The 24,581-nt window shown below is 73.0% G+C and carries 22 protein-coding genes, 3 pseudogenes and 1 riboswitch; of the genes and pseudogenes, 13 read left to right on the top strand and 12 right to left on the bottom strand.

The genetic code is table 11. The features are described from left to right. Positions 1-29: 29 nt before the first annotated feature. Positions 30-1,445 carry a hypothetical protein gene (locus KBY19_RS21620; protein ID WP_210966491.1) on the bottom strand — a complete coding sequence of 472 codons (1,416 nt, stop codon included), beginning with the start codon at positions 1,443-1,445 and terminating at the stop codon, positions 30-32. Between the two features lie 47 nt (positions 1,446-1,492). After that, complete coding sequence (locus KBY19_RS21615) at positions 1,493-2,593, bottom strand: hypothetical protein (protein WP_210966490.1); 1,101 nt, start codon at positions 2,591-2,593, stop codon at positions 1,493-1,495. A 235-nt stretch (positions 2,594-2,828) separates the two neighbouring features. Here KBY19_RS21615 and KBY19_RS21610 point away from each other — a divergent pair, with 235 nt between their 5' ends. The 4 genes from KBY19_RS21610 (at position 2,829) to KBY19_RS21595 (ending at position 6,626) form a co-directional block, all read left to right on the top strand. Further along, positions 2,829-3,464: a class I SAM-dependent methyltransferase gene (locus KBY19_RS21610; RefSeq protein ID WP_099880394.1), complete on the top strand. Its 636-nt coding sequence runs from the start codon at positions 2,829-2,831 to the stop codon at positions 3,462-3,464. Between the two features lie 100 nt (positions 3,465-3,564). Continuing rightward, a complete protein-coding gene (locus tag KBY19_RS21605) occupies positions 3,565-4,479 on the top strand; it encodes an N-acetylmuramoyl-L-alanine amidase (protein WP_210966498.1) in 915 nt (304 codons plus the stop codon). 121 nt (positions 4,480-4,600) lie between these two features. Then, a complete protein-coding gene (locus KBY19_RS21600) occupies positions 4,601-5,485 on the top strand; it encodes a hypothetical protein (RefSeq protein ID WP_099880399.1) in 885 nt (294 codons plus the stop codon). 133 nt (positions 5,486-5,618) lie between these two features. After that, positions 5,619-6,626: an LLM class F420-dependent oxidoreductase gene (locus KBY19_RS21595; RefSeq protein WP_099880401.1), complete on the top strand. Its 1,008-nt coding sequence runs from the start codon at positions 5,619-5,621 to the stop codon at positions 6,624-6,626. A 61-nt stretch (positions 6,627-6,687) separates the two neighbouring features. On the opposite strand, the gene KBY19_RS21590 is transcribed toward KBY19_RS21595, so the two are convergent. Genes KBY19_RS21590 through KBY19_RS21580 form a run of 3 tightly spaced genes read right to left on the bottom strand, consistent with a single transcriptional unit; the run spans position 6,688 to position 10,044 of the window. Further along, positions 6,688-7,755 carry a prenyltransferase/squalene oxidase repeat-containing protein gene (locus KBY19_RS21590; RefSeq protein WP_185016761.1) on the bottom strand — a complete coding sequence of 356 codons (1,068 nt, stop codon included), beginning with the start codon at positions 7,753-7,755 and terminating at the stop codon, positions 6,688-6,690. Beyond that, positions 7,752-8,546 (bottom strand): methyltransferase domain-containing protein, encoded by a 795-nt coding sequence (locus KBY19_RS21585; protein WP_099880405.1) that lies wholly within the window; start codon positions 8,544-8,546, stop codon positions 7,752-7,754. Before KBY19_RS21585 ends, KBY19_RS21590 begins: the two co-directional genes overlap by 4 nt. 58 nt (positions 8,547-8,604) lie before the next feature. Beyond that, a complete protein-coding gene (locus KBY19_RS21580; protein ID WP_099880407.1) occupies positions 8,605-10,044 on the bottom strand; it encodes a glycosyltransferase family 4 protein in 1,440 nt (479 codons plus the stop codon). A gap of 261 nt (positions 10,045-10,305) precedes the next feature. Between KBY19_RS21580 and KBY19_RS21575 the strand changes: the two genes are divergently transcribed. Further along, positions 10,306-10,995, top strand: a complete 690-nt coding sequence (locus KBY19_RS21575; protein ID WP_247691257.1) for a TetR family transcriptional regulator — start codon at positions 10,306-10,308, stop codon at positions 10,993-10,995. 71 nt (positions 10,996-11,066) lie between these two features. Here KBY19_RS21575 and KBY19_RS21570 read toward each other — a convergent pair whose 3' ends face one another. From KBY19_RS21570 to KBY19_RS21555, 4 genes and pseudogenes are all read right to left on the bottom strand, one after another. Continuing rightward, positions 11,067-11,648 carry a suppressor of fused domain protein gene (locus KBY19_RS21570; protein ID WP_185016763.1) on the bottom strand — a complete coding sequence of 194 codons (582 nt, stop codon included), beginning with the start codon at positions 11,646-11,648 and terminating at the stop codon, positions 11,067-11,069. A gap of 48 nt (positions 11,649-11,696) precedes the next feature. Next, positions 11,697-12,044: pseudogene (locus tag KBY19_RS21565) on the bottom strand (allophanate hydrolase subunit 2 family protein); the annotation flags it as partial. A 1-nt stretch (position 12,045) separates the two neighbouring features. Beyond that, a pseudogene (locus tag KBY19_RS21560) lies at positions 12,046-12,699 on the bottom strand (allophanate hydrolase subunit 1); the annotation flags it as partial. After that, positions 12,696-13,475: a LamB/YcsF family protein gene (locus KBY19_RS21555; protein WP_185016766.1), complete on the bottom strand. Its 780-nt coding sequence runs from the start codon at positions 13,473-13,475 to the stop codon at positions 12,696-12,698. The pseudogene KBY19_RS21560 and the gene KBY19_RS21555, both read right to left, overlap by 4 nt. Before the next feature lie 124 nt (positions 13,476-13,599). Here KBY19_RS21555 and KBY19_RS21550 point away from each other — a divergent pair, with 124 nt between their 5' ends. From KBY19_RS21550 to KBY19_RS21530, 5 genes are all read left to right on the top strand, one after another. Then, positions 13,600-14,304 carry a GntR family transcriptional regulator gene (locus tag KBY19_RS21550; RefSeq protein WP_210966489.1) on the top strand — a complete coding sequence of 235 codons (705 nt, stop codon included), beginning with the start codon at positions 13,600-13,602 and terminating at the stop codon, positions 14,302-14,304. 99 nt (positions 14,305-14,403) lie between these two features. Next, positions 14,404-15,180, top strand: a complete 777-nt coding sequence (locus KBY19_RS21545; protein WP_099880416.1) for a DUF969 domain-containing protein — start codon at positions 14,404-14,406, stop codon at positions 15,178-15,180. Next, positions 15,177-16,145, top strand: a complete 969-nt coding sequence (locus KBY19_RS21540) for a DUF979 domain-containing protein (RefSeq protein ID WP_099880417.1) — start codon at positions 15,177-15,179, stop codon at positions 16,143-16,145. The genes KBY19_RS21545 and KBY19_RS21540 overlap by 4 nt, the downstream gene beginning before the upstream one ends. 24 nt (positions 16,146-16,169) lie before the next feature. Beyond that, positions 16,170-16,850: a pyroglutamyl-peptidase I gene (pcp, locus tag KBY19_RS21535; RefSeq protein WP_210966488.1), complete on the top strand. Its 681-nt coding sequence runs from the start codon at positions 16,170-16,172 to the stop codon at positions 16,848-16,850. Positions 16,851-16,942: 92 nt separating this feature from the next. Further along, positions 16,943-18,103, top strand: coding sequence for a DUF2891 domain-containing protein (locus KBY19_RS21530; protein ID WP_307842310.1), 1,161 nt, complete (start codon positions 16,943-16,945; stop codon positions 18,101-18,103). Between the two features lie 82 nt (positions 18,104-18,185). On the opposite strand, the gene KBY19_RS21525 is transcribed toward KBY19_RS21530, so the two are convergent. The 3 genes from KBY19_RS21525 to KBY19_RS21515 form a co-directional block, all read right to left on the bottom strand. Further along, positions 18,186-19,175, bottom strand: a complete 990-nt coding sequence (locus KBY19_RS21525) for an LLM class flavin-dependent oxidoreductase (protein ID WP_210966487.1) — start codon at positions 19,173-19,175, stop codon at positions 18,186-18,188. 89 nt (positions 19,176-19,264) lie between these two features. Further along, on the bottom strand, positions 19,265-19,498 hold the full coding sequence (locus tag KBY19_RS21520; protein WP_099880423.1) for a ferredoxin: 234 nt from the start codon (positions 19,496-19,498) through the stop codon (positions 19,265-19,267). 95 nt (positions 19,499-19,593) lie between these two features. Beyond that, on the bottom strand, positions 19,594-21,072 hold the full coding sequence (locus KBY19_RS21515) for an aldehyde dehydrogenase (protein ID WP_210966497.1): 1,479 nt from the start codon (positions 21,070-21,072) through the stop codon (positions 19,594-19,596). 160 nt (positions 21,073-21,232) lie between these two features. Between KBY19_RS21515 and KBY19_RS21510 the strand changes: the two genes are divergently transcribed. The 3 genes and pseudogenes from KBY19_RS21510 to KBY19_RS21500 all read left to right on the top strand — a co-directional run. Further along, positions 21,233-22,474, top strand: coding sequence for an MBL fold metallo-hydrolase (locus tag KBY19_RS21510; RefSeq protein WP_210966486.1), 1,242 nt, complete (start codon positions 21,233-21,235; stop codon positions 22,472-22,474). A gap of 117 nt (positions 22,475-22,591) precedes the next feature. After that, positions 22,592-22,726, top strand: a riboswitch (cobalamin riboswitch). 162 nt (positions 22,727-22,888) lie between these two features. After that, entirely contained in the window at positions 22,889-24,229 is a 1,341-nt protein-coding gene (locus KBY19_RS21505) for a prenyltransferase/squalene oxidase repeat-containing protein (RefSeq protein WP_210966485.1), read from the top strand. 125 nt (positions 24,230-24,354) lie between these two features. Continuing rightward, positions 24,355-24,581: pseudogene (locus KBY19_RS21500) on the top strand (hypothetical protein); the annotation flags it as partial.

Raw genomic sequence — 24,581 nt, 5'->3', positions numbered from 1 at the left:
GAAAGGCGTCCGGCGGCCGGGCCGTACGGTCACATGGCGGGCTCGGGGCCGGTCACCTTCACCTTTCCGCAGCCGATCCGCTCGGCCTCGGCGGAGACGTAGGCGGGCAGCAGCTCCACCATCGGCTCGCGCTTGCCGTCGACCCGCTCCTGCTGCACCAGGAAGGCGACGGGACCGGTCTGGCAGGTGGCGATGTAGACGCTCATGTCGCCGAAGACCCCGCCGAAGCCGTCGCCGCGGAACCGTACGGGGCTGCTGTAGGCCAACGGTATGACGAAGCCGGCCAGGTTCGGGTTCTCGATCGTGGTGAACCGGGTCGCGTCCAGGTCGAAGTTCCGGCCGTACTCGCACGAGTGCGCCGGACCCGAGACGTCGGTGGTGACGCGCATCGCCTTGGCATCGTCCCCCGAGCCCTTCAACAGCGCGGGCAGCCGGGTGCCCTTCAGGCCGCACAGCTCCTCCGCGCCGTGCTCGTCCAGGGGCCGGCGCTCCGGGAGCCGGGCCAACTCGCCCGGCTGCGGAAAGCGCCCCTGGCACCCCTTCTCGGCCAGCACACCGTTGGTCAGCTCGATCACGGCGTCGGCCATCGCGGTCCGGTACTCGCGTGCCTTGTCCGGGTCTTCCTCGAACGAGTCGAGCGAGCCGGAGGAGAGCGAGACCACCGTCGGCGGATCGTCGTGACCCCCGCCGCCCGTGCAGCTCTCGGGCAGGGCCACCCAGGCACGGGAGGGGGAGACCATGCCCGGGGTGTCACCGCCCAGCGGAACCATCGCCGGGGAGAGGAACTGGCGGGTCCACTCGCGCGCGCCCCGGCCGTTGAACTGTTCGAGCCTTCGGACCTGCGCCGAGATCTCCCACTTGAGCTCGTCGTCCTCCCAGCGCTGGACACGGCACTCGGTGCTGGAGCCGCCGATGTCGCCGGTCGTCCGCAGCGACAACTCGGCCGACCTGATGTCCCCGTTCGTGACGAGGCGGTCCACGGTGTCGGCGGACAGCGAGCCCCAGCACATGTCCCGGGACATGAAGGGCAGTTCCCCCGCGCGCCAGGCCGCGGTTCCCCCGGCCAGCAGCGCCCCGACGACGGCGCCGACGACGGCCGCGCCCGGCCTGCCGCGGAGCAGCCGCCGCAGCCGCCCACCCCGCGGGGCCGGGGGCGGGGCCGAGACAGCTTCCCGCTGCGGCTCGTGCTCCTCCCGGCCGGGGACGGACTTCGGCTCCGCGTCGGACTCCGGCTCCGTGTGGGGCTCCGGTCCCGCATCGGTCTCCGGTCCCGCGTCGGACTCCGGTCCCGCGTCGGACTCCGGTCCCGCGTCGGACTCCGGTCCCGCGTCGGACTCCGGTCCCGCGTCGGACTCCGGTCCCGCGTCGGACTCCGGTCCCGCGTCGGACTCCGGGGCCGGTGCGGGTGCCGGGGTCCGGGTGGGGTCCGGCTCCTCCTGAGGCATCTGGTCCCTCTCCCTGTCCCTGTCCTGTTCTTCGGGCCGCTGTTCGCTCATGACGCGGGCGCCACCGGGGCGCAGCCGAGGCGGTCGGCGACGGAGCCGGCGGTGGCCGCGAACACCCGGCGCGGGCCGGAATCGGCGGCGGCGGACAGGAGGCCGTCGAGTTCCATGAAGAAGACGGTGGGCCTGCCGTTGCAGGTGACGGTGAGCAGCCCGCGCTCGTCGCCGACCTTCCCCTTGCCACGCCAGCCCTTGCCGGGTGACGCCTCGGGCGCCAGCCCCGTGAAGAGGGCGGCGAGCCGGGGCCGGGAGACCATCACGAACAGGGCCGCGGAGGTGGGATTGCGCACGTCCGTCTCGTCGATCACCGAACAGGTCTGCAGATCGTCGCGGACGGCCCCGATCCGCGCCTTGTAGCGGTCGTTCTTGTCCAGATCGAACCGGAAGCCGGGGATGCGGCACAGCTCCCGCCCCTGTGCGGAGAGGTCGTCGTCGGCGTCTGCGGCGGCGAGCGGCGAGGTGACCGCGAACGGCTCGCCGGGCGCGCAGCCCGCCTGCCCCGCGGCCTTGTTCGCGAGGGAGAGCAGCAGCTCGGCGACCTGCGCCTCGGAGCCCACGAAAGCCGCCGAGCGCAGGGGGGAGTTCGAGGAGCCCTCGACGGTCACCACGGTGGGCCGCCCGTCGGAGGTGTCGCACTTCTCCGGGAGGACGAAGACGGCACGCCGGTTGCCCACCAGCCCGGGCAGACCGTCCGGCAGCGGCGCCGACTCCGCGTCCAGGAAGTCCCGCAGCCACGCGCGCCGGTCGGTGGCACCGCGCGGTACGGGTGCGACCTCGGCGGTGACCCGCTCCTGGTGGTCGGTCTCCTGGACGGAGCCGCCGTACGGGTCGCCGGTCTGCGTACTGCTGTCACCGGCGGCGGACTTCTCCTTCAACGTCACCGAGCAGGTGGCACGCCCGCCCTTGCGGGGTGCGGCGGACTGCTTGCCGGTGCGCTCGTACCCGTCCAGGTCGCTGTCGAGGAGGTCGGGAACGTCGCCGTCGCTCTCCTGCCAGGCACCCCAGCAGTAACTCGCCTTGTCGAACGGCCAGGTACCGGTGGCCCAGGTGCCAAGCCCGGCGCCGGCCAGTACGCCGAGTCCCAGCAGCACCGCGAGACCTTTGCGGCGCCGGGACGCCCCGCCGGCGGACGTATCGGACCTGTCGCTTCCCGTCACTCCACTCCCCCGTGTCCCGTAACAGTCCGGTGAGGGTACCTGCCGCCCGTGCGGCCGTTGCCGGTAGGGCAGCATGGAGCAGCCCACCGCACGGCAGCAGCCCAGCCCTCCCGGATGAACAGCGGACCCGGTGAGCGTGAGCCGGCCGACGACAGCAGAGGAACGAGCGATGAACCGTCCCGCCCCCGAAGCCAGTACGCGCGCCGCGTTCGAGGCGGCGAAGGGGTTCATGCCGCTGGAGGAGGGCCTGGCACTGTACGCGGCGGCTGTCGAGGCGGGCGCGCTGGGGTTGCCGCTGCTGGAGGTCGGCACCTACTGCGGGCGCTCGACCCTGCTGCTGGCCGACGCGGCCCGGCGTACCGGTGTGACGGCGCTCACCGTCGACCACCACCGGGGCAGCGAGGAGCAGCAGCCGGGCTGGGAGTACCACGATCCGGAGGTGGTCGATCCGGTCGTCGGGAGGATGGACACGCTGCCCACCTTCCGCCGTACGCTCCACGCGGCGGGCCTGGAGGAGCACGTGGTCGCGCTGGTGGGCCGCTCGCCCCAGGTGGCGGCGGTGTGGGGGGCGCCGCTCGGGCTCGTCTTCATCGACGGCGGCCACACCGAGGAGCACGCCACCGCCGACTACGAGGGCTGGACGCCGCACCTGGCGCCGGGCGGGCTGCTGGTCATCCACGACGTCTTCCCCGACCCGGCCGACGGCGGCCAGGCCCCGCACCACATCCACGAGCGCGCCCTGGCCTCGGGCGAGTACACCGCCGGCCCCGCCACCGGCTCGCTGCGGGTGCTGCGACATGGCTGACGATCCGGGAACCGGACGGAGGCGGGGCGGCCCCGAGGCTCTAGCATCGGTGCCCGTGTCGAATGGATGCTTCGTGGGGCGGCGGCGAGCAGGCCGGCGTATGGCGGCCGTGCTGGTCGCGGGGGCCGTGTGCCTGGGTGCCGCCGGGTGCGGGGCGTTCGGCGACAGCGAGGACGGCGGGAGCGACCGGCCGTCCCGTTCCTCACCGACCGCGACCGGCGAGCGCGAGGGCCGGAGCGGCGAGAAGGACGACGACAAGCACGACGACGACAAGCACGGCGGCAAGGAGGAGCGCGGCGGCAAGGACGACGACGGGCGCCAGGGGGCGCGCAAGCCCGGGGCCTCACCGCTGCGGGGCAAAGTGATCGTCCTCGACCCGGGCCACAATCCGCGCAATCGCGACCAGCCCGGCAAGATTTCCCGGCACGTCGATATCGGCACGGGAAAGAAGGAATGCGACACCACGGGCACCGCAACCAATTCCGGTTACGCGGAGGCCGAGTTCACTCTCGATCTGGCGCGCCGCGTCCGTACACAGCTACGAGAACGCGGTGCGACCGTCAAGTTCACCCATGACGGCAAGGAGCCGTACGGCCCGTGCGTGGACGAACGTGCGAGGAAAGGGAATCAAGCACAAGCGGACGCCGCCATTTCGCTCCATGCGGACGGCGCACCCGCCGGAAGCCGCGGTTTCCATGTGATTCTCCCCGCATCCGTGCACAAGGGGGAGGCCGACACCCGCAAGATCGTGGGCCCCTCCCGGCAGCTGGGCACCGACCTGCGCGACGCGTTCCGCAAAGCCACCGACGAGCCGCCCGCGAACTACCTGGGCGACGGCAACGGTTTGGACACCAGAGGCGATCTGGGCGGACTCAACCTCAGCAAAGTCCCCAAAGTCTTCCTCGAATGCGGCAACATGCGTGACCCGGCCGATGCCGCGCTCCTCACGTCGGAGAAGTGGCGTGAAAAGGCGGCGCGCGGGGTCGCGGACGGCATCACCGCATTCCTCGACTGAGAGACGGGGAAGCATGAAACCGACAGGCGAACCCCCCGGCGCGGCCCGTAGTGTCATCCGTACGATGGGGTGCTCACCCCCGGCAGACCTCAACCATGACAAGACCGATTAAGGACCCCACGTGAACATCCGCTCGCTCACGCGAGGCGACGGCGCGGTGATAGGAGCAGCGGTGCTGCTGTTCATCGCTTCGTTCCTCGATTACTTCTCGACAGAGTGCGACGGCCCTGCTGAGTACTGTGACAAGGCGCCGAGCTTCAACGCCTGGGAGGACACGGACCAGCTGCTGATCGTCCTGCCTTCGGTGTTCCTGGCAGGCATCATCGGTGCCGCGCTGCTGGTCATCGGCCGCTTCCTGCCGGAGGGCCGCAAGTTGGGCCCGGTGACGCTGCCGCAGCTCGGAACCGGCCTGATCCTGACCTCCGCGTGGGGTGCGGTGTGGTCGCTGATGCTCGCGCCGGACGGCGCCAACGTCAGCGCCGGTGCCATCCTGGCGCTGCTCGCCACCCTGATCGCCGCGGTCGCCGCGTTCATCACGCCGATCGTCCCGGCCCTCGGCGCCCCGCTGGTGCCCGCGGGCGGCGCGGGCCCCGCCCCCTACGGCGGGCAGTACCCGCAGCAGGGCGGCGGCTACGGCTACCCGGGCGGCCCGCAGGCCGGCCAGCCGGGTCCCTACGGCGCACAGCCCGGTCAGGGCCAGCCGTACGGGCAGCAGCCGGGCCAGCCGCAGGCCGGCCAGCCGGGTCAGCCCGGCCCGGCGCAGCCCGCGGGCGGCGCCCAGGGTCCCGCCGGTGGCGCCCCGGACCCGAACTTCCAGCCGTTCTGGTTCGCCGTCCCGATGGCGCGTCCGCTCTTCCCCGAGGACGGCTCGCCGCAGCCGATCGCCGAGTTGGCGCCGGGCACCTGGTACCTGGCCGTGGAGCAGCGCGGTCAGGCACTGATCGCGCAGACGCAGGACGGCCGCCGCGGCGTCCTGCAGGACACCTCCAACATCCAGCGCGGCTGAGCCGCAGCCGGCAGCACAGCGGCCCCTCGCCCTTCCGGGCGGGGGGCCGTTGCCGTACGCTGCCGGACCAGCGAACTGACGTCCTGTCAGCTCAGGGCGGAGCGGTGCTGCGGCGGAAGAGGGAGGCGGGCGGATGCGGCTGGGACTGGCGCTCGGCTACTGGGGGCGCGGCCCCGACCCGCGCCACCTCGAACTCGTCCGCCAGGCCGAGGAGCTGGGCTACCACTCGGTGTGGACCGCCGAGTCGTGGGGCTCGGACGCGTTCACCGCGCTCACCTGGATCGCCGCGCACACCTCACATATCCGGTTGGGCACCGCGGTCGCCCAGATGGCGGCCCGCACCCCGACCGCCACCGCGATGCACGCGCTCACCCTCGACCACCTCTCCGGCGGCCGGCTGCTGCTCGGTCTGGGACTGTCCGGGCCGCAGGTGGTGGAGGGCTGGTACGGGCGCCCGTTCCCGGCCTCCCCGCTCACCCTGACCCGCGAGTACGTGGACGTCGTACGGCAAGTGCTGCGCCGCAAGGCGCCCGTACGGCTGGACGGGCGCTACCACACGCACCCGTACGCCGGCCTGGACGGCACCGGCATGGGCAAGCCGCTCAAGCCGATCACCCACCCGCTGCGCGCCGATCTGCCGGTACTGCTGGGGGCCGAGGGCCCCAAGAACGTCGCGCAGACCGCCCGTATCGCCGACGGCTGGCTGCCTCTGTACTGGTCGCCCACCCGGGCCCCGGTGTACGAGGCCGCGCTGGCCGAGGCACCGCCCGGATTCCTGGTAGCCCCGATGGCACAAGCCCGCGTCTGCGACGACGTCGCGGAGGGGCTGCTGCCGGTCAAGGCGATGCTCGGCTTCTACATCGGCGGTATGGGCCACGCGCGCCGCAACTTCCACGCGGAGCTGATGGGGCGCATGGGATACGCCGAGGACGCCGCCCGCGTCCAGGCGCTCTTCGCCGAGGGGCGGCGGCAGGAGGCGGTGCACGCCGTGCCCGACGCCTTCGCGGACGAGATCTCGCTGGTCGGCCCGCGCCGGCGGATAGCGGAGCGGCTGGAGCTGTGGCGCTCCGGGCCGGTGACCGACCTGCTGGTGACGGCGCCCGACCCGAGGACACTGCGGGTGCTGGCGGAGTTGAACTGACCGGGACGGGATGTCCCGAAGGGGCGCGGGGCTGTGATGTGTGCGGCTCCGCGCGCGGGGCTCAGCAGCAGTCGGGCTCCAGCCCCTGAGGGAGACCCTCGCCCCCGAAAACCTGCACGGTGGCGTCGTCGCCGCCCAGCGCCGCGACGGCCAGCAGCAGGGCCGCCGCCGTCCAGGTGGTGCGCTCGTCGGGCCAGATCGCCTCGTCCTCGAAGACGTACCCCGTCCAGTACATGCCGTCATCCGCCCGCAGATGCTGCATCCAGCGCAGGATGTCCAGCGCGTGGTCCGACTCGCCCGTCGCCCACAGGGCCAGCGCCAGCTCCGCGCTCTCGCCACCGGTCACCCACGGGTTGGGGGTCACGCAGCGCACACCGAGACCGGGCACCACGAACCGGTCCCAGCCCTCTTCGATGCGCTCCTTGGCGGCGGGGCCGCGCAGCGCACCACCGAGCACGGGGTAGTACCAGTCCATGGAGTAGCGGCTCTTGTCGAGGAACCGTTCGGGGTGGCGGCGGATGGCGTGGCCGAGCCATCCGGCGGCCAGCTCCCAGTCGGGCTGCGGTTCCTCCCGCCGCTCGGCGAGGGCCAGTGCGCAGCGCAGGGCCTGGTAGACGGAGGAGGACCCGGTCAGCAGCGCCTCGGTGCAGGCGGTGCCGTCGGCGTCCCGCTTCCAGCCGATCTGGCCGCCGGGCTGCTGGAGCCGCAGCACGAACTCGACGGCGGCCACGACCGTCGGCCACATCCGGTCGACGAAGGTGTCGTCCCCGGTGGCCAGGTAGTGGTGCCACACCCCGACGGCCGCGTACGCGCAGAAGTTGGTCTCACGGGTGCGGTCGGTCGGTGCGGTCGCGTCTCCGTCGGCGTAGGCGGCGTACCAGGAGCCGTCGGGCAGCTGGTGGGTGGCCAGCCAGCGGTAGGCGGCCTCGGCGCGGTCGTGTTCCCCGGCGGCGTCCAGCGCCATGGCGGCCTCGACGTGGTCCCACGGGTCGAGGTGGTGGCCGCGGAACCACGGTATGGCACCGTCCGCGCGCTGTCCGGCCAGGATGCCCTCGACGGTCGACCGGGCCTGCGCGGCGGTCAGCACGCCGGGCAGCACCAGCTTCTCGGTCCGCTCCGGGCTGGTCACTTGGCCGCCGCGGCTGAGGTGTCGCGCGCCGACGGGTCGCTCAGACCGGCGGGCTGCGCGAGGTGCGGCAGATGGGGCTTGGTGGCGTAGGCGACGAAGCTCTTGCCGATCAGCGGGTCGAGGGCGCGTTCGGCGAGGCGGGTGGCGAGCGGACGCTTCATGATGTCCCAGACGAGCAGCTTGTGGTAGGCGCGCACCGGCAGGGCCGCCCGGTCGCCGTCGCGGTCGACGCCGAAGGCGCACTTGAGCCACCAGTAGGGCGCGTGCAGGCCGTGCGCGTGGTGGGTGCCGTAGGGGCGCAGTCCGGCCTCCCGCAGCTTGGCGAGGAGTTCGGTGGCGCGGTAGATGCGGATGTGACCGCCCTCGACCTCGTGGTAGGCGTCGCTCAGCGCCCAGCACACCTTCTCCGGCCCGTAACGGGGCACGGTGACGGCGAGCCGACCGCCCGGCCGCAGAACGCGCACCATCTCGGCCAGCACCCCCTTGTCGTCGGGGATGTGCTCCATGACCTCGGAGATGATGACGACGTCGAAGCTGTCGTCGGGGAAGGGCAGGGCGAGAGCGTCGCCCTCCATCGCGGTCGCGGTGGCGCCCTCGGGCGCCTCACCCGCCTCGGCCATCGCCGCGAACCAGGTGGCGACCTCGCGGATCTCCTCCGCGTTGCGGTCGAGCGCGACCACGCGTGCGCCGCGCCGGTAGCACTCGAAGGCGTGCCGTCCCGCACCACAGCCCAGGTCGAGCACACGATCGCCTGGGGCGAGCGGGAATCGGGAGAAGTCCACGGTCAGCACGGGGGATCAGCCTTCCACATGTTTTTCAGGGACGGGGGGCGGGGGTGGTGGACGCCGGTCAACGGCTGTCGGCGGCGACCCGCACCGCCTCGGCGGGCGGGCGCACCACCGGAGCGGGCGAGGTCCGCCGGGAGGGCGCCCCCATGGCGGCGCGGTAGCACTCGACGGTGCGCAGGGCCGCCTTCTCCCAGGTGAACCTCTCCAGCACCCGTCGGCGCCCCGCCGCCCCCAGCCGGACCCGCAACTCCTCGTCGCCCAGCAGCCGTACGAGCCCGGCGGCCAGCGCCCCCGCGTCGCCCGGCGGCACCGCCAGGCAGGTCTCGCCGTCGCGCCCGGCGACCTCCGGGATGGCGCCGCCGGTGGTGGCCAGCAGCGGGGTGCCGGTGGCCATCGCCTCGGCGGCGGGCAGCGAGAAGCCCTCGTACAGCGACGGCACACAGGCGACCTGGGCCGAACGGACGAGGCCGGCCAGCTCGGCGTCGCTGATGCCCTTGACGAACTCGACGGCACCGGCCAGCCCGTGGGCCTCCATCGCCTCGGCGACCGGGCCTTCCTCGGGGCGTTTGCCGACGACGACCAGATGGGCGTCGGGCCGCTCGGTACGCACCTTGGCCAGTGCCTCGATCAGGAAGACCAGGCCCTTGAGCGGGACGTCGGCGCTGGAGGTGGTGACGATACGGCCGGGCACCTCGGGCACCGCCGTATCGGGTGCGAACAGCCGGGTGTCGGCGCCGATGGGCACCACGTGGATGCGCTCGTGCGCCACGCCGAGGTCGTCGGCGATCTCCTGGCGCGACGACCCGGAGACGGTGACGACCGAGGGCAGCCTGCGGGCCACCCGGCGCTGCATGCGCGTGAAGCCGTACCAGCGGCGGACCGAGGCGCTCTGCCGCCAGCCGGCCGCCGCCTCCAGCTCCAGCCGGCGGTCGACGGTGATGGGGTGGTGAATGGTGGTCACCAGAGGGGCGCCGAGGGCCCGGACGCCGCCCAGGAGGCCGTAGCCGAGCGTCTGGTTGTCGTGGATGACGTCGAACTCGCCGCGCCGGGCGGCCAGATGGCGGCGGGCGCGCAGCGAGAAGGTGAGCGGCTCGGGGAAACCGCCCGTCCACATGGTGGCGACCTCCAGCAGATCGATCCAGTCGCGGTACTCGTCCCGCTTGGGGGTGCGGAAGGGATCGGGCTGGCGGTACAGGTCGAGGCTGGGCAGCTTGGTGAGGGTGAGCCGACCGGGTGAGCCGGCGCCGGGCCGCCCGTCGAGCGCGCCCGGCGGTGTGCCGAGGCCGTCGAGGTCCGCCGGCTGGGCGGGGGCCTCCGGCGCGCCGAGGTCGTCGAGGACCGGGTAGGGCTGGGCGCCGATGACCTCGACACTGTGGCCGAGGCGGGCGAGTTCCCGGGACAGATGGCGTACGTAGACGCCCTGGCCGCCGCAGAAGGGGTTGCCCTTGTACGTCAGCAGCGCGATGCGCAGCGGGCGGTCGGATACGGCCTCTGCGGTCACTCGCGGCCCCCTTCGTCACTGCGTTCCGCCGGAGCGTAGCCGCTCGCGATAACCTAGAACAAGTTTCAGGATTGACTTTCGGAAGGGACGGGTCCGGCAAGAACGCCGCTGCGGACCCGCGCCCGGACTGCAGAATTTACCGGCCAGTCACTTCGGGCGAGCCGCCGGAGCAGGTGATTCGCGCCACCCCGGCGGCGCCTGCAACAATGCACGGCTCCCTCAGGGCTTCAAGAACGCCACGGAAACGGGACCAACAACGCGATGCCGACACCGCCGCAGCCCAAGCCCCAGTCCACAGGCGGGACCCGTACGGGGGGAACCCGCTCCCGCGGGACCGAGTCTTCGCCGGTCCTCTCCGCCTCACCCTCCCCGCCGCTGACCGAGCGCCAGGAGGCCAGACGCCGCCGCATCCTGCAGGCCAGCGCCCAGTTGGCACGCCGGGGCGGGTTCGACGCGGTGCAGATGCGGGAGGTCGCGGAGTCCTCGAACGTGGCGCTGGGCACCCTCTACCGCTACTTCCCCTCGAAGGTGCACCTGCTGGTCGCCACCATGCAGGACCAGTTGCAGCACATGCACGAGACCCTGCACAAACGCCCCCCTCAGGAGAGCGGGGCGGCGGCCCGGGTCGCCAAGACCCTGATGCGCGCCTTCCGCGCCCTGCAGCGGGAGCCGCAACTGGCGGACGCCATGGTGCGCGCCCTCAACTTCGCCGACCGCTCGGTCAGCCCCGAGGTGGACACGGTGTCCCGGCTGACCACGGCGATCATCCTGGACGCGATGGGGCTGGAGGGACCGCCCACCCCCGAACAGCTCTCGGCCGTCCGCGTCATCGAACACACCTGGCACTCGGCGCTCATCACCTGGCTCTCGGGGCGGGCCTCGATCGCCCAGGTGAAGATCGACATCGAAACCGTGTGCCAGCTGATCGATGTGACGGCCCCACGGGACTGAGTTGCGGCACCGCTGAGCGGCACGCGTGGAGCGGCACCGCGCTGAGCGGCGGCTCGCCTCCGCCGGGGCGGTCAGCCGTGCGGTGGGGGCGCGAAGATGTCCCGGGTGTTGAGCAGGTCGCTGAAGAAGTCCTCCGGACGGCGGGTGAGGGCGTGTTGGCGCTCCGGTTCACTGACCGGTACGACGTTGAGGATCCGGACCGGCTCGACGCTGGTCTCGACGGTGGACGTCTGGCCGGCCGCCCAGGCACCCGCCAGCAGGACGCTGCTGCAGCCGGGGAAAGCGGGCAGTTCGTCGCCGAAGCCGACCAGTTCGCCCCAGCCCAGCGGCCGATCCTGCGTCCACGGGTAGACGGCCAGGTTGGCGAGCCGGGTGGCCAGGCCCTGCTCGTCGCCGCGCTGGAGGATGCCGCGCCGGAAGAGGCGGAGTTCGGCGCGGCCACCGGCCCGCCCCTCGCGCGGCGGCATGGGGTGGGCCGACATGCCGACCGTCGCGAAGGCGGTGACCCCGCCCGGGTCGGCCGCGCGGAAGAGCATGACGTCGAGGCGTTCGACGGGCGGCGGGCCGTGCTCGAAGGTGACGCCGTCGTGTTCATCACCCCACTCGTCGCGCAAGGCATGGAAGACATCGCGGAGGATGGGGGGCGCCGACATGCCCGTGACCCTATCCCGCCCGTGCGCCACCCGCCGGGCGCACCGGGATCAGGAGCCCGACGGGACGAAGCGGACGGGGGTGCCGGGCGGTGCCTGCGCGGCGGCGTCCAGCGCCTCGGCCGGGACGACACCGATCACGGGGTAGCCGCCGGTCGTGGGGTGGTCGGCGAGGAAGATGACGGGCTGCCCCTCGGGCGGCACCTGGACGGCACCCAGCGGCATGCCCTCGCTCGCCAACTCCCCCTCCCGGGCCCTGGCCAGGGCCGGGCCCCGGGTCCGCAGCCCGATCCGGTTGCTGGCGGCCGAGACCCGGTAGGCCCCGGTGACCAGGGTGCGCAGCCCCTCCGCCGTGAACCAGTCGTCCCGCGGCCCGTGGACGACGGGCAGGACGAGTTCCCGCGGGGGTGCGGTCGGTGTCCCACAGCACGGTCTCGGGCGCCGTCCCGATCAGCTGCCAGCCGCCGGGCGACGAGCGCGGATAGACGCCGGTGTAGCCGCCGGCGAGCCCGACCGCACCGGCCGGGACCTTGGTGCGCGGGGTGGCGCGTCGCGGCACGTGGTACCGCTCGGCGAGCCCGGTCAGATAGCCGAATCCGGGCGCGAACCCGCAGAAGGCGACCCGGAACTCGGTGGCCGCGTGTCTGCGGGCCACCTCGTGCGGCGCCACGCCCCACAGCGCGGCGACGTCGGCGAGGTCGGGGCCGTCGTAGCGGACGGGTATCTCCACCGCGTCCGCGCTGTTGCCGGTCAGCGGCGGCACCTGCCAGTCGGGCAGCTGGGCGGCCAGCCGCCGCGCCGCGCCGCTGCTGGCGAACTCGTCGAGCAGGACGGTTCTGGCGCCGGGCACGATCTCGCGTACGGGCGGCAGGGTGCCGTCGGCCCTGCGGCGCAGCAGTTCGGCGTGCAGGGCCTCGGCCTGCTCGGCGGTGGCGAGTTCGACCAGCAGCCCGCGGCTGCCCACGGGCCGTACCACGGGAGGGGCGGGGGCGGCAGTGGGAGTGGGTGTGGGAGCCGGGGCAGGGGCGGCGGCCGGGCCGCTGGAGGTGTTCATGTGAAGGCCCGGACCTGGACGCCGGCCGCGGCCAGTTCGTCGCGGACCCGGCGGGCGAGCTGGGCGGCGGCGGGGGTGTCGCCGTGCACGCACAGCGAGCGGGCGCCGGTGGGCAGGACGGTGCCGTCGGCCGCGACGATCTCGCCGTCCCGGGCCAGCCGCACCGAGCGCTTGACCACCTGGTCGGGGTCGTGGAGCACGGCGTCCGGCTCGGTACGCGGCACCAGGGTGCCGTCCGCCCGGTAGGCGCGGTCGGCGAACGCCTCCTCGACGGCGGGCAGTCCGGCCGAGGCCGCGGCTGCCAGCAGCCGGGAGCCGGGCAGCCCGAGCACCGGCAGCGGTCCTCCCCCGGCGGTCGCGGCCCCGGACAGCCGCACGCCCGCCACGACGGCCGCCGCCTGCTCGGCGTCGTGCACGGCGCGGTTGTAGAGGGCTCCGTGCGGTTTGACGTAGGCGACGGTGGAGCCGGCGGCGCGGGCGAAGACCTCCAGCGCGCCGATCTGGTACGCCACTTCGGCGGCCAGTTCGGCGGCGGGTACGTCCATCGCCCGGCGGCCGAATCCGGCCAGGTCCCGGTAGGAGACCTGCGCTCCGATGCGGACGCCGCGCTCGGCGGCCAGCTCGCAGACGCGGCGCATGGTGACGGGGTCGCCGGCGTGAAAGCCGCAGGCGACATTGGCGCTGGTGACCGAGGCGAGCAGGGCCTCGTCGTCGGTGAGCTGCCAGCGGCCGAAGCCCTCACCGAGGTCGGCGTTAAGGTCGATCTTCCGGTCCATCAGCAGCAACGTAAGCGATTGTTGAACAATCCGGCAAGGGGGTCCGGCGGCCCGCACTCCACGGGCGCCGTGCCGCATGCCGCACCGGGCCCGGCCGGCGCCCGCTCACCCAAGGGAGACCACGATGACCGCCGACCCGTCCGCCGCCCTCTCGGAGCTCGCCGCCGACCGCGAGCTGCTCGGGCGCACCAGCACGGCCGAGCGCGTGGCGGCCATCCTGCGCGAACGGATCGCCCAGGGCTCCTTCCCGCCCGGTATCCGGCTCTCGGAGGAGCGGATCTGCGGCGCCCTGGGAGTATCGCGCAACACGCTGCGGGAGGCCTTCCGGCTGCTGACCCACGAGCGGCTGCTCGTCCACCGGCTCAACCGGGGCACCTTCGTCCGCGTACTTACCGATACCGACATCCGGGACATCTACTGCGTACGGCGCCTGGTCGAGTGCGCGGCCGTCCGCGGACTGGACGAGCCGCCGTACGACGTGACCGAGGTGCGCGCGGCCGTCTCGGCGGGCGAGAAGGCCGCCGGTGAGGGGCGGTGGCAGGAGTGCTCCACCGCGAACATCCGCTTCCACCAGGCGCTGGCCTCCCTGGCGGGGAGCGCCCGCACCGACGAGATGATGCGCGGCGTGCTGGCCGAGCTGCGGCTGGCCTTCCACATCATGGGCGATCTGCACCGCTTCCACGAGCCCTATGTGACCCGCAACCAGGAGATCGTCGGCGCCCTCGAGGCGGGCGACGCCGCGAGCGCCGAACGGCTGCTGGACGCATATCTGCAGGACTCGCTGCAGCAACTGCTGGACGCGTATCCGCAGGAGGCCGCCGAGGAGTGAGCCTCCTCGCGATCCCACCGGAGTGACATGCCTCACTCTTGTGGGATCGTTCAACAATCCTCTAGCCTCCCGAGGAATCGCTCACGGAAGGCGGACGACATGATCGTTCTCCTCGGCGTCCTCGTGGTGGTCCTCGGCTTCGCGACGCGCCGCAACCCCCTGCTCGTCGTCGGCGTGGCGGGGATCGTCACCGGGCTGCTGGGCAAGCTCTCCCCCGTCGAGGTCCTCAGGACCTTCGGCGAGAGCTTCGCCTCCAGCCGCTCGGTGACGATCTTCGCCATCACGCTGCCCGTCATCGGCCTGCTGGAGCGCAACGGCCTCCAGCAACAGGCCCGTACGCTCATCGGCAAGCTCGGCACCAAACTCACCACAGGGCGCTTTTTGACCCTGTATCTGCTGCTGCGGCAGGTCACCGCCGCCGTCGGACTGCAGACCATCGGCGGACCCGCGCAGAGCGTCCGGCCGATGATCGCGCCGATGGCGGAGGCCGCCACCGAGCGCCGCTGGGGACATCTCTCAGCAGCAGCCGGGGGAGGCGGGCGGCCGCTGCCGGAGAAGGTCCGCGAAAAGGTCCGCTCGCACTCGGCGGGCACCGACACCGTGGGCCTGTTCTTCGGCGAGGACTGCTTCCTCGCCATCGGCTCCATCCTGCTGATCACCGGCCTGGTCAACAGCACCTATCACACGCATCTGGAACCGCTGCACCTCGCGCTGTGGGCGATACCCAGCGCCGTGTGCGCCTTCTTCATCCACGGCGGCCGGCTGCTGCGGCTGGACCGCACGCTGGAGCGCGAACTGGTCACCGCGAACGCGCAGATGGCCGTCGAGCGGGAAGACGCGCTGGACCGCAGCGAGGAAGGCGGGGCCGCCAAGTGATCAAGTCCGAGTGGTTCTTCTGGCTCGTCGGTGCCGTCTTCCTCGCCATGGCGGCGCAGATGGTCTTCGACCGCACCAACCCCAAACGGCTCGGCACCGCCGCCTTCTGGGGGCTGCTGGGCCTGTGCTTCTTCTACAGCACCGGGGTCAACGACAAGTCCCTGCCCTCCGAACCGCTGGGCGTGGCCGTCCTGGCCCTCATCTGCCTCGGCGGCTTCAACCTCACCGGCAAGGGCAGGCCCGACACCACCAGTGAGAGCGAACGCGCCCGGCTCGCCGCCCGCTTCGGCGGCAAGCTGTTCATCCCGGCGCTGACCATTCCACTGATCGCCATGGTGTGCGCGGTGGTCGCCGACAAGTGGAAGATCGGCGGCCGGCCGCTACTGGAGGAGGGCAGCGAGACCATCCTCGGCCTCGGCCTGGGCGCCATCGTGGCACTGGGCGTGGGCATGTGGGTGCTGCGCGAACGCCGCGCGAGCGTACCGCTGCACGCCGGACGCGGACTGCTGGAGTCCATGGGCTGGGCCCTGCTGCTGCCGCAGCTGCTGGCCGTGCTGGGGGCGATATTCCAGGCCGCCGGCGTCGGCGACCAGGTCCGGAAGGTCACCGAATCGGTGCTGCCCGACGGGCAGAAGCTGGCCGCCGTGGCCGTGTACTGCGTGGGCATGGCCGTCTTCACCATGATCATGGGCAACGCCTTCGCGGCCTTCCCCGTCATGACCGCGGCCGTCGGCTGGCCGGTGCTGATCGAGCAGATGAACGGCAACCCGGCCGCCGTGCTCGCCGTCGGCATGCTCGCCGGATTCTGCGGCACGCTGTGCACCCCCATGGCGGCCAACTTCAACCTCGTACCGGCCGCCCTGCTGGAGCTCAAGGACCAGTACGGGCCGATCAAGGCCCAGGCGCCGACCGCCGGCGCCATGCTGGCCTGCAACATCCTCATCATCTATCTCTTCGCCTTCTAGCGGGCCGAGCGGAGCCGAACACCCATGTCTTCCGTCTCTTCCGTCTCTTCCGTCAAGGTGCTGGTCACCGGGTTCGCACCGTTCGACGGCGCCGAGGTCAACCCGTCCTGGCAGGCCGCCGAACTCCTCGCCACCCAGCCCCCGGCCGGACTCGACATCAGCGCGGTACAGCTGAGCTGCGTCTTCGGTACGGCGCTCGACGAGCTGCGCACCGCCGTGGACGCCGCCGGAGACGACCTGCGGCTGGTGGTCTGCCTGGGACAGGCAGGCGGACGCGCCGACCTCACCGTCGAGCGCGTCGCCATCAACGTGGACGACGCCCGCATACCCGACAACGCGGGCCGGCAGCCCGTGGACGAACCCGTCGTCCCCGGCGGCCCGGCCGCGTACTTCAGCACGCTGCCCATCAAGGCGTGCGCCGCCGCGGTCCGTGCCGCCGGGGTGCCCGCCTCCGTCTCCCAGACGGCCGGTACCTTCGTCTGCAACCACGTCTTCTACGGCCTCGCCCACCTGCTCGCCACCGAACACCCCCGGGTGCGGGGCGGCTTCGTGCACGTGCCGTACTCCCCCGCGCAGGTCGCGACCCGGAACCCGGCGCCGCCCTCGCTGTCCGTACCCGACGCCGTACGCGGACTGGGCGCTCTCCTGACGGCCGCCGCCCGCACCACCACCGACATCCGCGAACCCGGAGGGGCCACACATTGAGCACAGCACGGGACGCGGAGGCAGGAGACGCGGGGGCAGGGAACGCGGGGGCAGGGAACGCGGGGGCGCCGGCGCCCGGAGGGGAGGCGCCGGTGCCCCCGCGGAGCCATGACGAGGCGGTGTTGGCCCGGTACGCGGAGCAGTTCGCGGAGGTGGCCGTCGCCAACGTCACCCGTGAGTACCCGAACGCTCCCGCGCATCTGCTCGCCGGTCCCCACGAGCTCGTCCCACCCCGCGTGCTCCACCCCGCCTTCTACGGCGCCTACGACTGGCACTCCTCCGTCCATATGCACTGGCTGCTCATGCGGCTGCTGCGAATCCCTTGGCACATCGAGAACGGCGCACAGGGCAGAGAGGGGCGCGCGGCCGTGGTGCGGGCGCTGGACGCCCATCTGACCCCGGAGGCCCTCGCGACCGAGGCCACCTATCTCCAAAACCACCCCTCCTTCGAACGCCCCTACGGCTGGGCCTGGCTACTGGCGCTCACAAGCGAGAGCGCTGCTCTGGTTTCGGAGCGGCGGGGTGAGGGAGCGGGGCCGGGGGGCGAGAGCGGTGCTCCGCACTCGGAGCACCGAGCGCAGGGAGCAGCGTTCGCGTACGGAAGCGGTGCTCTCGAAGCGGGACGGCGGTGGCGTGCCGCCCTGTCACCCGCCGCGGAGGCCGTGGCCGAACTGGTGCTGGCCTGGCTGCCGAAGGCGACCTATCCCGTACGGCACGGTACGCACGCCAACAGCGCCTTCGCGCTCGGGCTGCTGCTCGACAGCGCCGAGAGGGCCGGCCAACAGCGGCTGCTGGCGCCGCTGGCGGAGAAGATCCGTGAGTGGTACGTCCCCGACCACGGGGCCGCCACCCGCTGGGAGCCCTCCGGGCAGGACTTCCTCTCGCCGCTGCTCTGCGAGGCGGACGCGGTGCGCCGGGTGCTGCCGCAGGGCGAGTTCGCCACATGGCTGGAGCGCTTCCTGCCCGAGCTGAACCACGCCTCCGGGCGGGAATTCCTTCCGCCGCCGCAGGTCTCGGACCCGACCGATCCACAGCTCGGGCACCTGCTCGGCCTCTGTCTCAGCCGGGCCGCCGCCCTGCGCGGCATCGCCGCCGCGCTCCCGTCCGGCGACCCGCGCGCCGCCACCCTGGCCGGGGCGGCCGAGGCCAACCTGGCGGCGGGACTGCCGTCGGCCACCTCGGGCGACTTCACCACGGACCACTGGCTCGCGACGTTCGCCACGCTCGCCCTGGGCGGCGGAACCACCGGCTGACCGGGCGGCGGGACCGCCGACCGGTGGGCGGGGGCCGCCGGTCGGTGGGCGGGGGCCATCGGTCGGTGGGGCGGGTGCGGGTTCACCGCAGCAGGGGGCGGACCTCCAGGGCGGCGAAGCGGACGAACGACTCCGGATCGGGTTCGTCCGCCGTGGGCTGGAGGACGACCGTGTCGGCGCCCGCGTCGAGGGCCTGCCCGACCGCTTCGGCCACGGCCGCCGCGTCTCCGGCGACGCCCGGCCCGGTGGCGGGGTCGTGCCCCTCGCGGAGGAGTTCGGCGCGCAACCGGCCTGCGGCGTCGGGCCCCGTGGCGGTGCTGAGGTAGTGGACGACCTCATGGCGGTCGGTGCGTCCGGCCGCCGCCCGTCCCTCGTCGATGAGCTGCCGCGCGCGGCGGATACCAGCGAAAGTGGTGTTGCTGTCCAGCACCGTGCCGTCGGCCGCCTCGCCGCTGAGCCGCAGCGAACGCGGTCCGCGCGCACCCGCGAGCACCGCCGTGTCCGAGGCGGCGGCCGACACGGGGCCCGACGCGAGGTCCGTCGCCGGTGCTGTCGCGGGTGCTGTTGGCGGGGCCTTCACCGGGGCCGCTTCGGATGTCCGGGCGGGCGGCGGCCAGTCGAGGGCGACCCCGTCCAGCTTGACGTAGCGCCCCTCGACCGTGACCCGTTCACCGCGCAGCAACGCCCGCATGGTGTCGAGGTGTTCGCGCAGCAGGGTGACGGGCGAGTCGACGCGTGCGCCGACCTGACCCATCCAGTCCTGTACGCCGTGACCGAGGCCCACCGCGAACCGGCCGGGGAAGAGACGGCGCAGTGTCGCGGTCTCCATCGTGGTCAGCGCGACGTTCCGCAGCGGGACCGGCAGCAGGCCCACGCCCACCCGGAGCCGTTCGGACCAGGCGAGGGCGGCGGCGGCCGTGGCGATGCCGCTCTCCAAGAAGCAGTCCTCCCACAGCCACAGCTGCTCCAGCCCCGCCTCGTCGGCGGCGCGGACCACGCTCCGCAGCCGTTCGGGAGGCAGCTGAGGCCGGAAAACAGCACCGAGAGCGTTGTCAGCACCGAAAGATGTCATGCGGCTGTTCCTACCCCGGCGTTCCGGCTCCGGGCAACGGAATACCGGCCCGATCCGGCCTCGTCCCGCTTCCCGCCCCTCCCGTCCGGTCAGTCCTCCGGTGGGAAGACCGGCTCCCCCGTCTCCGCCAGGGTGATGGAGATGGCCTCGACGGGGCAGCTCTCGGCGGCGTCCAGCACCTCTTCGGAAGGCTCGCGGTCGGGAGCCACGGGGTGGGACCGGCGGGCGGCATCCAGCCGGAACTCCTCGGGCGCCCCGCCCACGCACATCCCCGACCCGATACACAGGTCCCGGTCCACCTCGACGTGCCAGCGGTCAGCCATCGGCTCTCCTCATCCCGGGCCGGTGCCCAGCCGTCCGTCGGCCCGTTGCGTATCGTCTTCGGTCCGGTGACTCCTGCCCCTCGCTTCCCGGGAACTCACGCTTCCGCGGGCAGGTGGATCATCTTGTGCTCCAGATACTCGGCGTATCCCTCGGGCCCGAACTCCCGGCCGATACCGGAGTTCTTGTAGCCGCCGAACGGACCGAGCATGTCGAGGCTGAAGGTGTTGACGGAGTAGGTGCCGGTGCGTACACGGCGGGCGATGTCGATGCCGCGTTCGGTGTCGGCCGTCCATACGCTGCCGGAGAGCCCGTAGTCGGAGTCGTTGGCGATACGGACCGCCTCCTCCTCGTCCTCGTACGGCAGCAGGCAGATGACGGGGCCGAAGATCTCCTCACGGGCGATCCGCATGGCGTTGTCGACGTCCCCGAAAAGGGTGGGTTCGACATACCAGCCGGTGGGCATGGACTCCGGCCTGCCGCCGCCCGCGAGGACCTTGGCGCCCTCCTCCTGGCCGAGGGCGATGTAGTCGAGGCAGCGTCGACGCTGGCGTTCGGCGACCAGCGGACCGACCTCGGTGGCGGGATCCAGCGGATCGCCGACCCGCAGTCCGTCGGCGGCGGCCTTGAAGCGCTCGGCGATCTCGTCGTAGCGGCTGCGCGGCGCGAGGATCCGGGTCTGGGCCACACACGCCTGGCCGTTGATCATCCAGGCGAACGGGGTGATGCCCGCGACCGCCGCTTCCAGATCGGCGTCGGGCAGGATGACTGCGGCCGACTTGCCGCCCAACTCCAGGGTGACCCGGGTCAGATTGCGGGAGGCCACCTCCATGACCCGCTTGCCCGCGGCCACGGAGCCGGTGAAGGACACCTTGTCGACGCCGGGGTGCCCCACGAGATACTCGCTCACCTCGCGATCGGCCGGCAGGATCGACAGCACACCCGGGGGCAGCCCGGCCTCGTCGGCGATCTCGGCCAGCAGATAGGCGTCCAGCGGGGTCTCCGGCGAGACCTTCAAAATCGCCGAGCAGCCGGCCAGCAGCGCGGGGGCCAGTTTGGCGGCGGCGGTGAACTGGGGCACGTTCCACGGCACCACGGCCGCCACCACCCCCACCGGCTCCCGGCGCACCAGCAGCGGACCGAGCACCCCGGCCCGGCGCTCCTCGTGGCGGAAGTGGGCGGCGATCTTGACCGCGGTGTCCCAGACCATCATCGCGGCGAGGGACTGGACCATGACGGCCGAGGTGTACGGGGTGCCGTTCTGGGCGCTGATGACCTTGGCGATCTCCTCGCTGCGCACGGCGAAGGCGTCCTTGATGCGGGTGACCGTCTCGATCCGTTCGGCCAGCGGGCGCTGCGCCCACACCCCGGAGTCGAAGGACTCGCGTGCCGCGCGTACGGCGCGGTCGACGTCCTCGCGCGAGGCGTGCGGGACACGCCCGATGGGCTGCTCGGTGTGCGGCGAGACCACCTCGATGGCCTCGCCGCCGGCCGGGTCGGTGAAGGTCCCGCCGATGTAGAGCTGCCGGTGATCGGCGTACGCGATTCCGCCGCCGGTTCCGCTGGGGTTGTCCATCATGCCCGTGCCCTCCCTCTCCGCCCCACCCGTCGGTGTGACACCTGACACTCTCCTGACAGCGCATCAGAACTAGTACCAGTTCTAGTTCTAGGGAACAATGCCTCTGCCGGCCCGCAGGCCGCCACGCCCGCGCACCGAACCGGGGGGAGCCGTCGCCATGACGAACGGACCGCAGGCCGACGACGAGGGGCCGGGGGGCGAGGCCGAGGGACCGCGGGTGCACGCCGAGGGACCGCGGGTCGACGACGGGGGACCGCGGGTGGACGCCGGATCGCGGGCAGCCCCGCGCGGGCCCCGGGTCACCGATCACGGGGGCGGAATCTGGAGCATCCCCGTACCCATCCCGGACAATCCCCTCGGCCACACCCTCGTCCATGTGATCGAGACGGACGCGGGGCCCGTGCTGATCGACACCGGCTGGGACGACCCCACCTCCTGGCAGACCCTCGCCGACGGGCTCACCGCCTGCGGCACCTCCGTCCGAGCGCTGCACGGCGTACTGGTCACCCACCACCATCCGGACCACCACGGACTCTCGGCGCGGGTACGGGAGGAGTCCGGCGCCTGGATCGCCATGCACGCGGCGGACACCGCCGTCGTGCGCCGCACCCGCCGTTCGGACCGTGGCCAGTGGCTCGGCTACCTCGCCGAGAAACTCGCGGCGGCCGGCGCCCCCGAGACCCATACGGCGCCGCTGCGCACGGCCCTCGCGGAGGGCAGGGGTGGAGCACTGCCCGGTGCGCGGGCCGCACTTCCCGACCGCGAGATCGAGCCGAACGAGCTGCTGGCCCTGCCGGGACGGCGGCTGCGCGCCGTCTGGACCCCGGGACACACCCCGGGGCACGTGTGCCTGCACCTGGAGGAGCAGCACCCGGGCAACCCGGCCCGCTCCGGCTCCGGCTCCGGCGACCCTGGCAACTCGGGTGGTCGGGGCCGTCCGGGTGGGCCGGGCCGGGGAGGGCGGCTGTTCTCCGGGGACCATCTGCTGCCCACGATCAGCCCGCACATCGGACTGTACGAGGACCCGGACAGCGACGAGAGCACCGATCCACTCGGCGACTATCTCGACTCCCTCGAACGGATAGCCAGGCTGCGGCCCGCCGAGGTGCTGCCCGCACACCAGTACGCCTTCACGGACGCGCAGGCCCGGGTCGACGAGCTCACCGCTCACCATGCGGAGCGCCTCTCCGGTCTGAGAGCACTGCTCTCGGAGCGCGACCTCACCCCCTGGCAGCTCGCCGAGACGATGCGTTGGAACCGCCCCTGGGGGGAGATCCCGTTCAGCTCCCGCAACATCGCCGTGGCCGAGGCCGAGGCCCATCTGCGCCATCTGGTCAAGCTCGGCCGGGCCGAGGCCGTCCCCGGCAGCACCCCGGTCACCTACCGCGCCACCGGCTGAGACCCCTGCCGCACGGCCACCGCGATCTGGAGTCGGACGAAGCGGGACCGGCCCGACGGAACGACCCGGTGGCCCGTCCGGCTACAGTGGCCGACAGCCAGACAACGCCTCCGACCGGGGGAAGCCGGTGCGAATCCGGCGCTGACCCGCAACCGTGAGCGGTCCGTCACCCCGTCGCCGTACGCCGGCCGCGGGTCGTCCTCCACGACCCGGCGTATGCGCGCAGGTGACCGGCCGCGAGCCGGAGCACCCGGGCGGAGGTGGGCTCCTGTGGCCGAACCAGGCCACCGGCCCGTCGAGGTATACGGAGCCGAGCCCGGTGCGCCGCGGTGCGGGGCCGCGAAGTCGCGAGCCCCCTCGGCGGGGCGGCCGTGCCCGGCTGCGGTCCGCTTCCGTCACCGAAAGGCACTCGCAATGTCACCGCGCCGCCGCCGCGCCACGGTCCTCGCCGCCGCCACCGTGCTGTGCGCGACAGCCGCACCCGTGGCATCCGCCGCCGCAACCGCGCCCCATGCCGCCGAGAAGCCGTCCGAGCTGCCGGACGGGCTCTACGGAACGGCCGACCCGAAGTACGACGGGGTGTGGCGGCAGTCGATGGCGCTGCTGGCGCTGGACGGCGCCGGTGCCGTCCCCGCGAAGAAGGCCGTCGACTGGCTGGCCGGCCAGCAGTGCGCCGACGGCTCGTTCACCGCCTACCGCGCCGACGCCGGCAAGAAATGCGACCCGGACGCCACTCCCTCGGACACCAACGCGACCGCCCTCGCCGTGCAGGCCCTCGCCGCAGTCGGCGGCCGGAGCGACGCGGTGCGGGAGGCCCTGGAGTGGCTGACCTCGGTCCAGAACAAGGACGGCGGCTGGGGCAGCGCCCCGCGCGCCGCCTCGGACGCCAATTCGACCTCGCTGGCCATCGGCGCCCTGCACGCGGCGGGCCGGAACCCGGAGAAGGCCACCGCCCAGGGCGGCAGGTCTCCCTACGACGCGCTGCTGTCCTTCCAGCTCACCTGCGGCGCGAAGGGCATCGAGAACGCCCCCGGCCAGCAGGGCGCCTTCGCCTACCAACCGGACAAGAAGGGCGAGCTCGCCCCGAACGACGACGCCACCGCGGCCGCCTCCCTCGCCGCGCTGGGCGAAGGCGCGCTGCCCGAACCGCTGTCCAAGGACGCCAAGGACAAGCCGGTCACACCACTGAAGTGCGCCTCGGACGCGGGCACCGACGCCGACGCGGACGCCGACGAGGGAGACAAGAAGGGCGTTCCGGGCGGCCGCAAGCAAGCGGCGGGTGCGGGCGCGGCCTATCTGGCCGCGACGCTGAAGAAGAACGGCGGCCACTTCAGCTCCGTGACTCCGGGCGACACGAAGAAGCAGCCCGACTACGCGAACACCGCGGACGCCGTCGTCGCGCTGGCGGCCGGCGGCCACCGGAAGCCGGCCAGGTCCTCCCTGACGTGGCTCGCGGACAACGTGAACAAGTGGGACAAGGCCAAGAACGACCCGGCCGCCATCAGCTCCCTCATGCTCGCCTCCCGCGCCGCCGGCGGCGACCCCACGAAGCTCGGCGGGACCGATCTCCTCTCCCGCCTCGGCGACACCGGCCCGAAGCCCGCAAAGATGCCGTCGGACGACGCGGACTCCTCCTCCGACAAGAAGGACGACGGCACCACCATCCCCGTCTGGGCCTTCATCCTGGTCGGTCTCGCCATCGGCGCCGGCTTCGGCATCCTGCTCAGCGGTCGCCGCAAGAGGCAGCAGCTGTGACGGCCCGGACGGCGCACGGCGCCACCGCGCCGGAGCCGCTCCTGCCCCGGCCCAGGCCCAGGCCCAGGCCCAGGCCCAGGGCAGGGGCGGGGGCGAAGGCAGGGGCAGTCGCGGGGTGGCGGGGCGTGCGCCTGCCGGTCGTCGCCCTCATGGCGGTCACGGCGCTCGCCTCGCCGGCCGCACTCCCGGCCGCCACGGCGAGCGCGACTGCTCCCCAGCACCCCGCCGCCGGTACGGGCGCGGGTGCCGGTGCCGAGGCCCGTGTCGTGGCCGAGGCGAACGGCTACCGCTACTGGTCGTTCTGGCAGCAGAAGGAGGGCGGTTCCTGGTCGTACGCCACCCAGGGGCCGGC

This window comes from Streptomyces sp. B15 (genome assembly GCF_018070605.1).
GTDB lineage: Bacteria > Actinomycetota > Actinomycetes > Streptomycetales > Streptomycetaceae > Streptomyces > Streptomyces smyrnaeus.
The sequence above is the reverse complement of the archived record's forward strand: the minus strand, read 5'-3'. Positions and strand labels throughout refer to the sequence as shown.

Excerpts from the sequence above, each read along its gene's own strand:
- KBY19_RS21620 (WP_210966491.1), bottom strand. The coding sequence starts at position 1,445 with ATGCCTCAGGAGGAGCCGGACCCCACCCGGACCCCGGCACCCGCACCG.
- KBY19_RS21610 (WP_099880394.1), top strand. The coding sequence starts at position 2,829 with ATGAACCGTCCCGCCCCCGAAGCCAGTACGCGCGCCGCGTTCGAGGCG.
- KBY19_RS21605 (WP_210966498.1), top strand. The coding sequence starts at position 3,565 with ATGGCGGCCGTGCTGGTCGCGGGGGCCGTGTGCCTGGGTGCCGCCGGG.
- KBY19_RS21595 (WP_099880401.1), top strand. The coding sequence starts at position 5,619 with ATGCGGCTGGGACTGGCGCTCGGCTACTGGGGGCGCGGCCCCGACCCG.
- KBY19_RS21575 (WP_247691257.1), top strand. The coding sequence starts at position 10,306 with ATGCCGACACCGCCGCAGCCCAAGCCCCAGTCCACAGGCGGGACCCGT.
- KBY19_RS21570 (WP_185016763.1), bottom strand. The coding sequence starts at position 11,648 with ATGTCGGCGCCCCCCATCCTCCGCGATGTCTTCCATGCCTTGCGCGAC.
- KBY19_RS21555 (WP_185016766.1), bottom strand. The coding sequence starts at position 13,475 with ATGGACCGGAAGATCGACCTTAACGCCGACCTCGGTGAGGGCTTCGGC.
- KBY19_RS21550 (WP_210966489.1), top strand. The coding sequence starts at position 13,600 with ATGACCGCCGACCCGTCCGCCGCCCTCTCGGAGCTCGCCGCCGACCGC.
- KBY19_RS21545 (WP_099880416.1), top strand. The coding sequence starts at position 14,404 with ATGATCGTTCTCCTCGGCGTCCTCGTGGTGGTCCTCGGCTTCGCGACG.
- pcp (WP_210966488.1), top strand. The coding sequence starts at position 16,170 with ATGTCTTCCGTCTCTTCCGTCTCTTCCGTCAAGGTGCTGGTCACCGGG.
- KBY19_RS21525 (WP_210966487.1), bottom strand. The coding sequence starts at position 19,175 with ATGACATCTTTCGGTGCTGACAACGCTCTCGGTGCTGTTTTCCGGCCT.
- KBY19_RS21520 (WP_099880423.1), bottom strand. The coding sequence starts at position 19,498 with ATGGCTGACCGCTGGCACGTCGAGGTGGACCGGGACCTGTGTATCGGG.
- KBY19_RS21515 (WP_210966497.1), bottom strand. The coding sequence starts at position 21,072 with ATGGACAACCCCAGCGGAACCGGCGGCGGAATCGCGTACGCCGATCAC.
- KBY19_RS21510 (WP_210966486.1), top strand. The coding sequence starts at position 21,233 with ATGACGAACGGACCGCAGGCCGACGACGAGGGGCCGGGGGGCGAGGCC.
- KBY19_RS21505 (WP_210966485.1), top strand. The coding sequence starts at position 22,889 with ATGTCACCGCGCCGCCGCCGCGCCACGGTCCTCGCCGCCGCCACCGTG.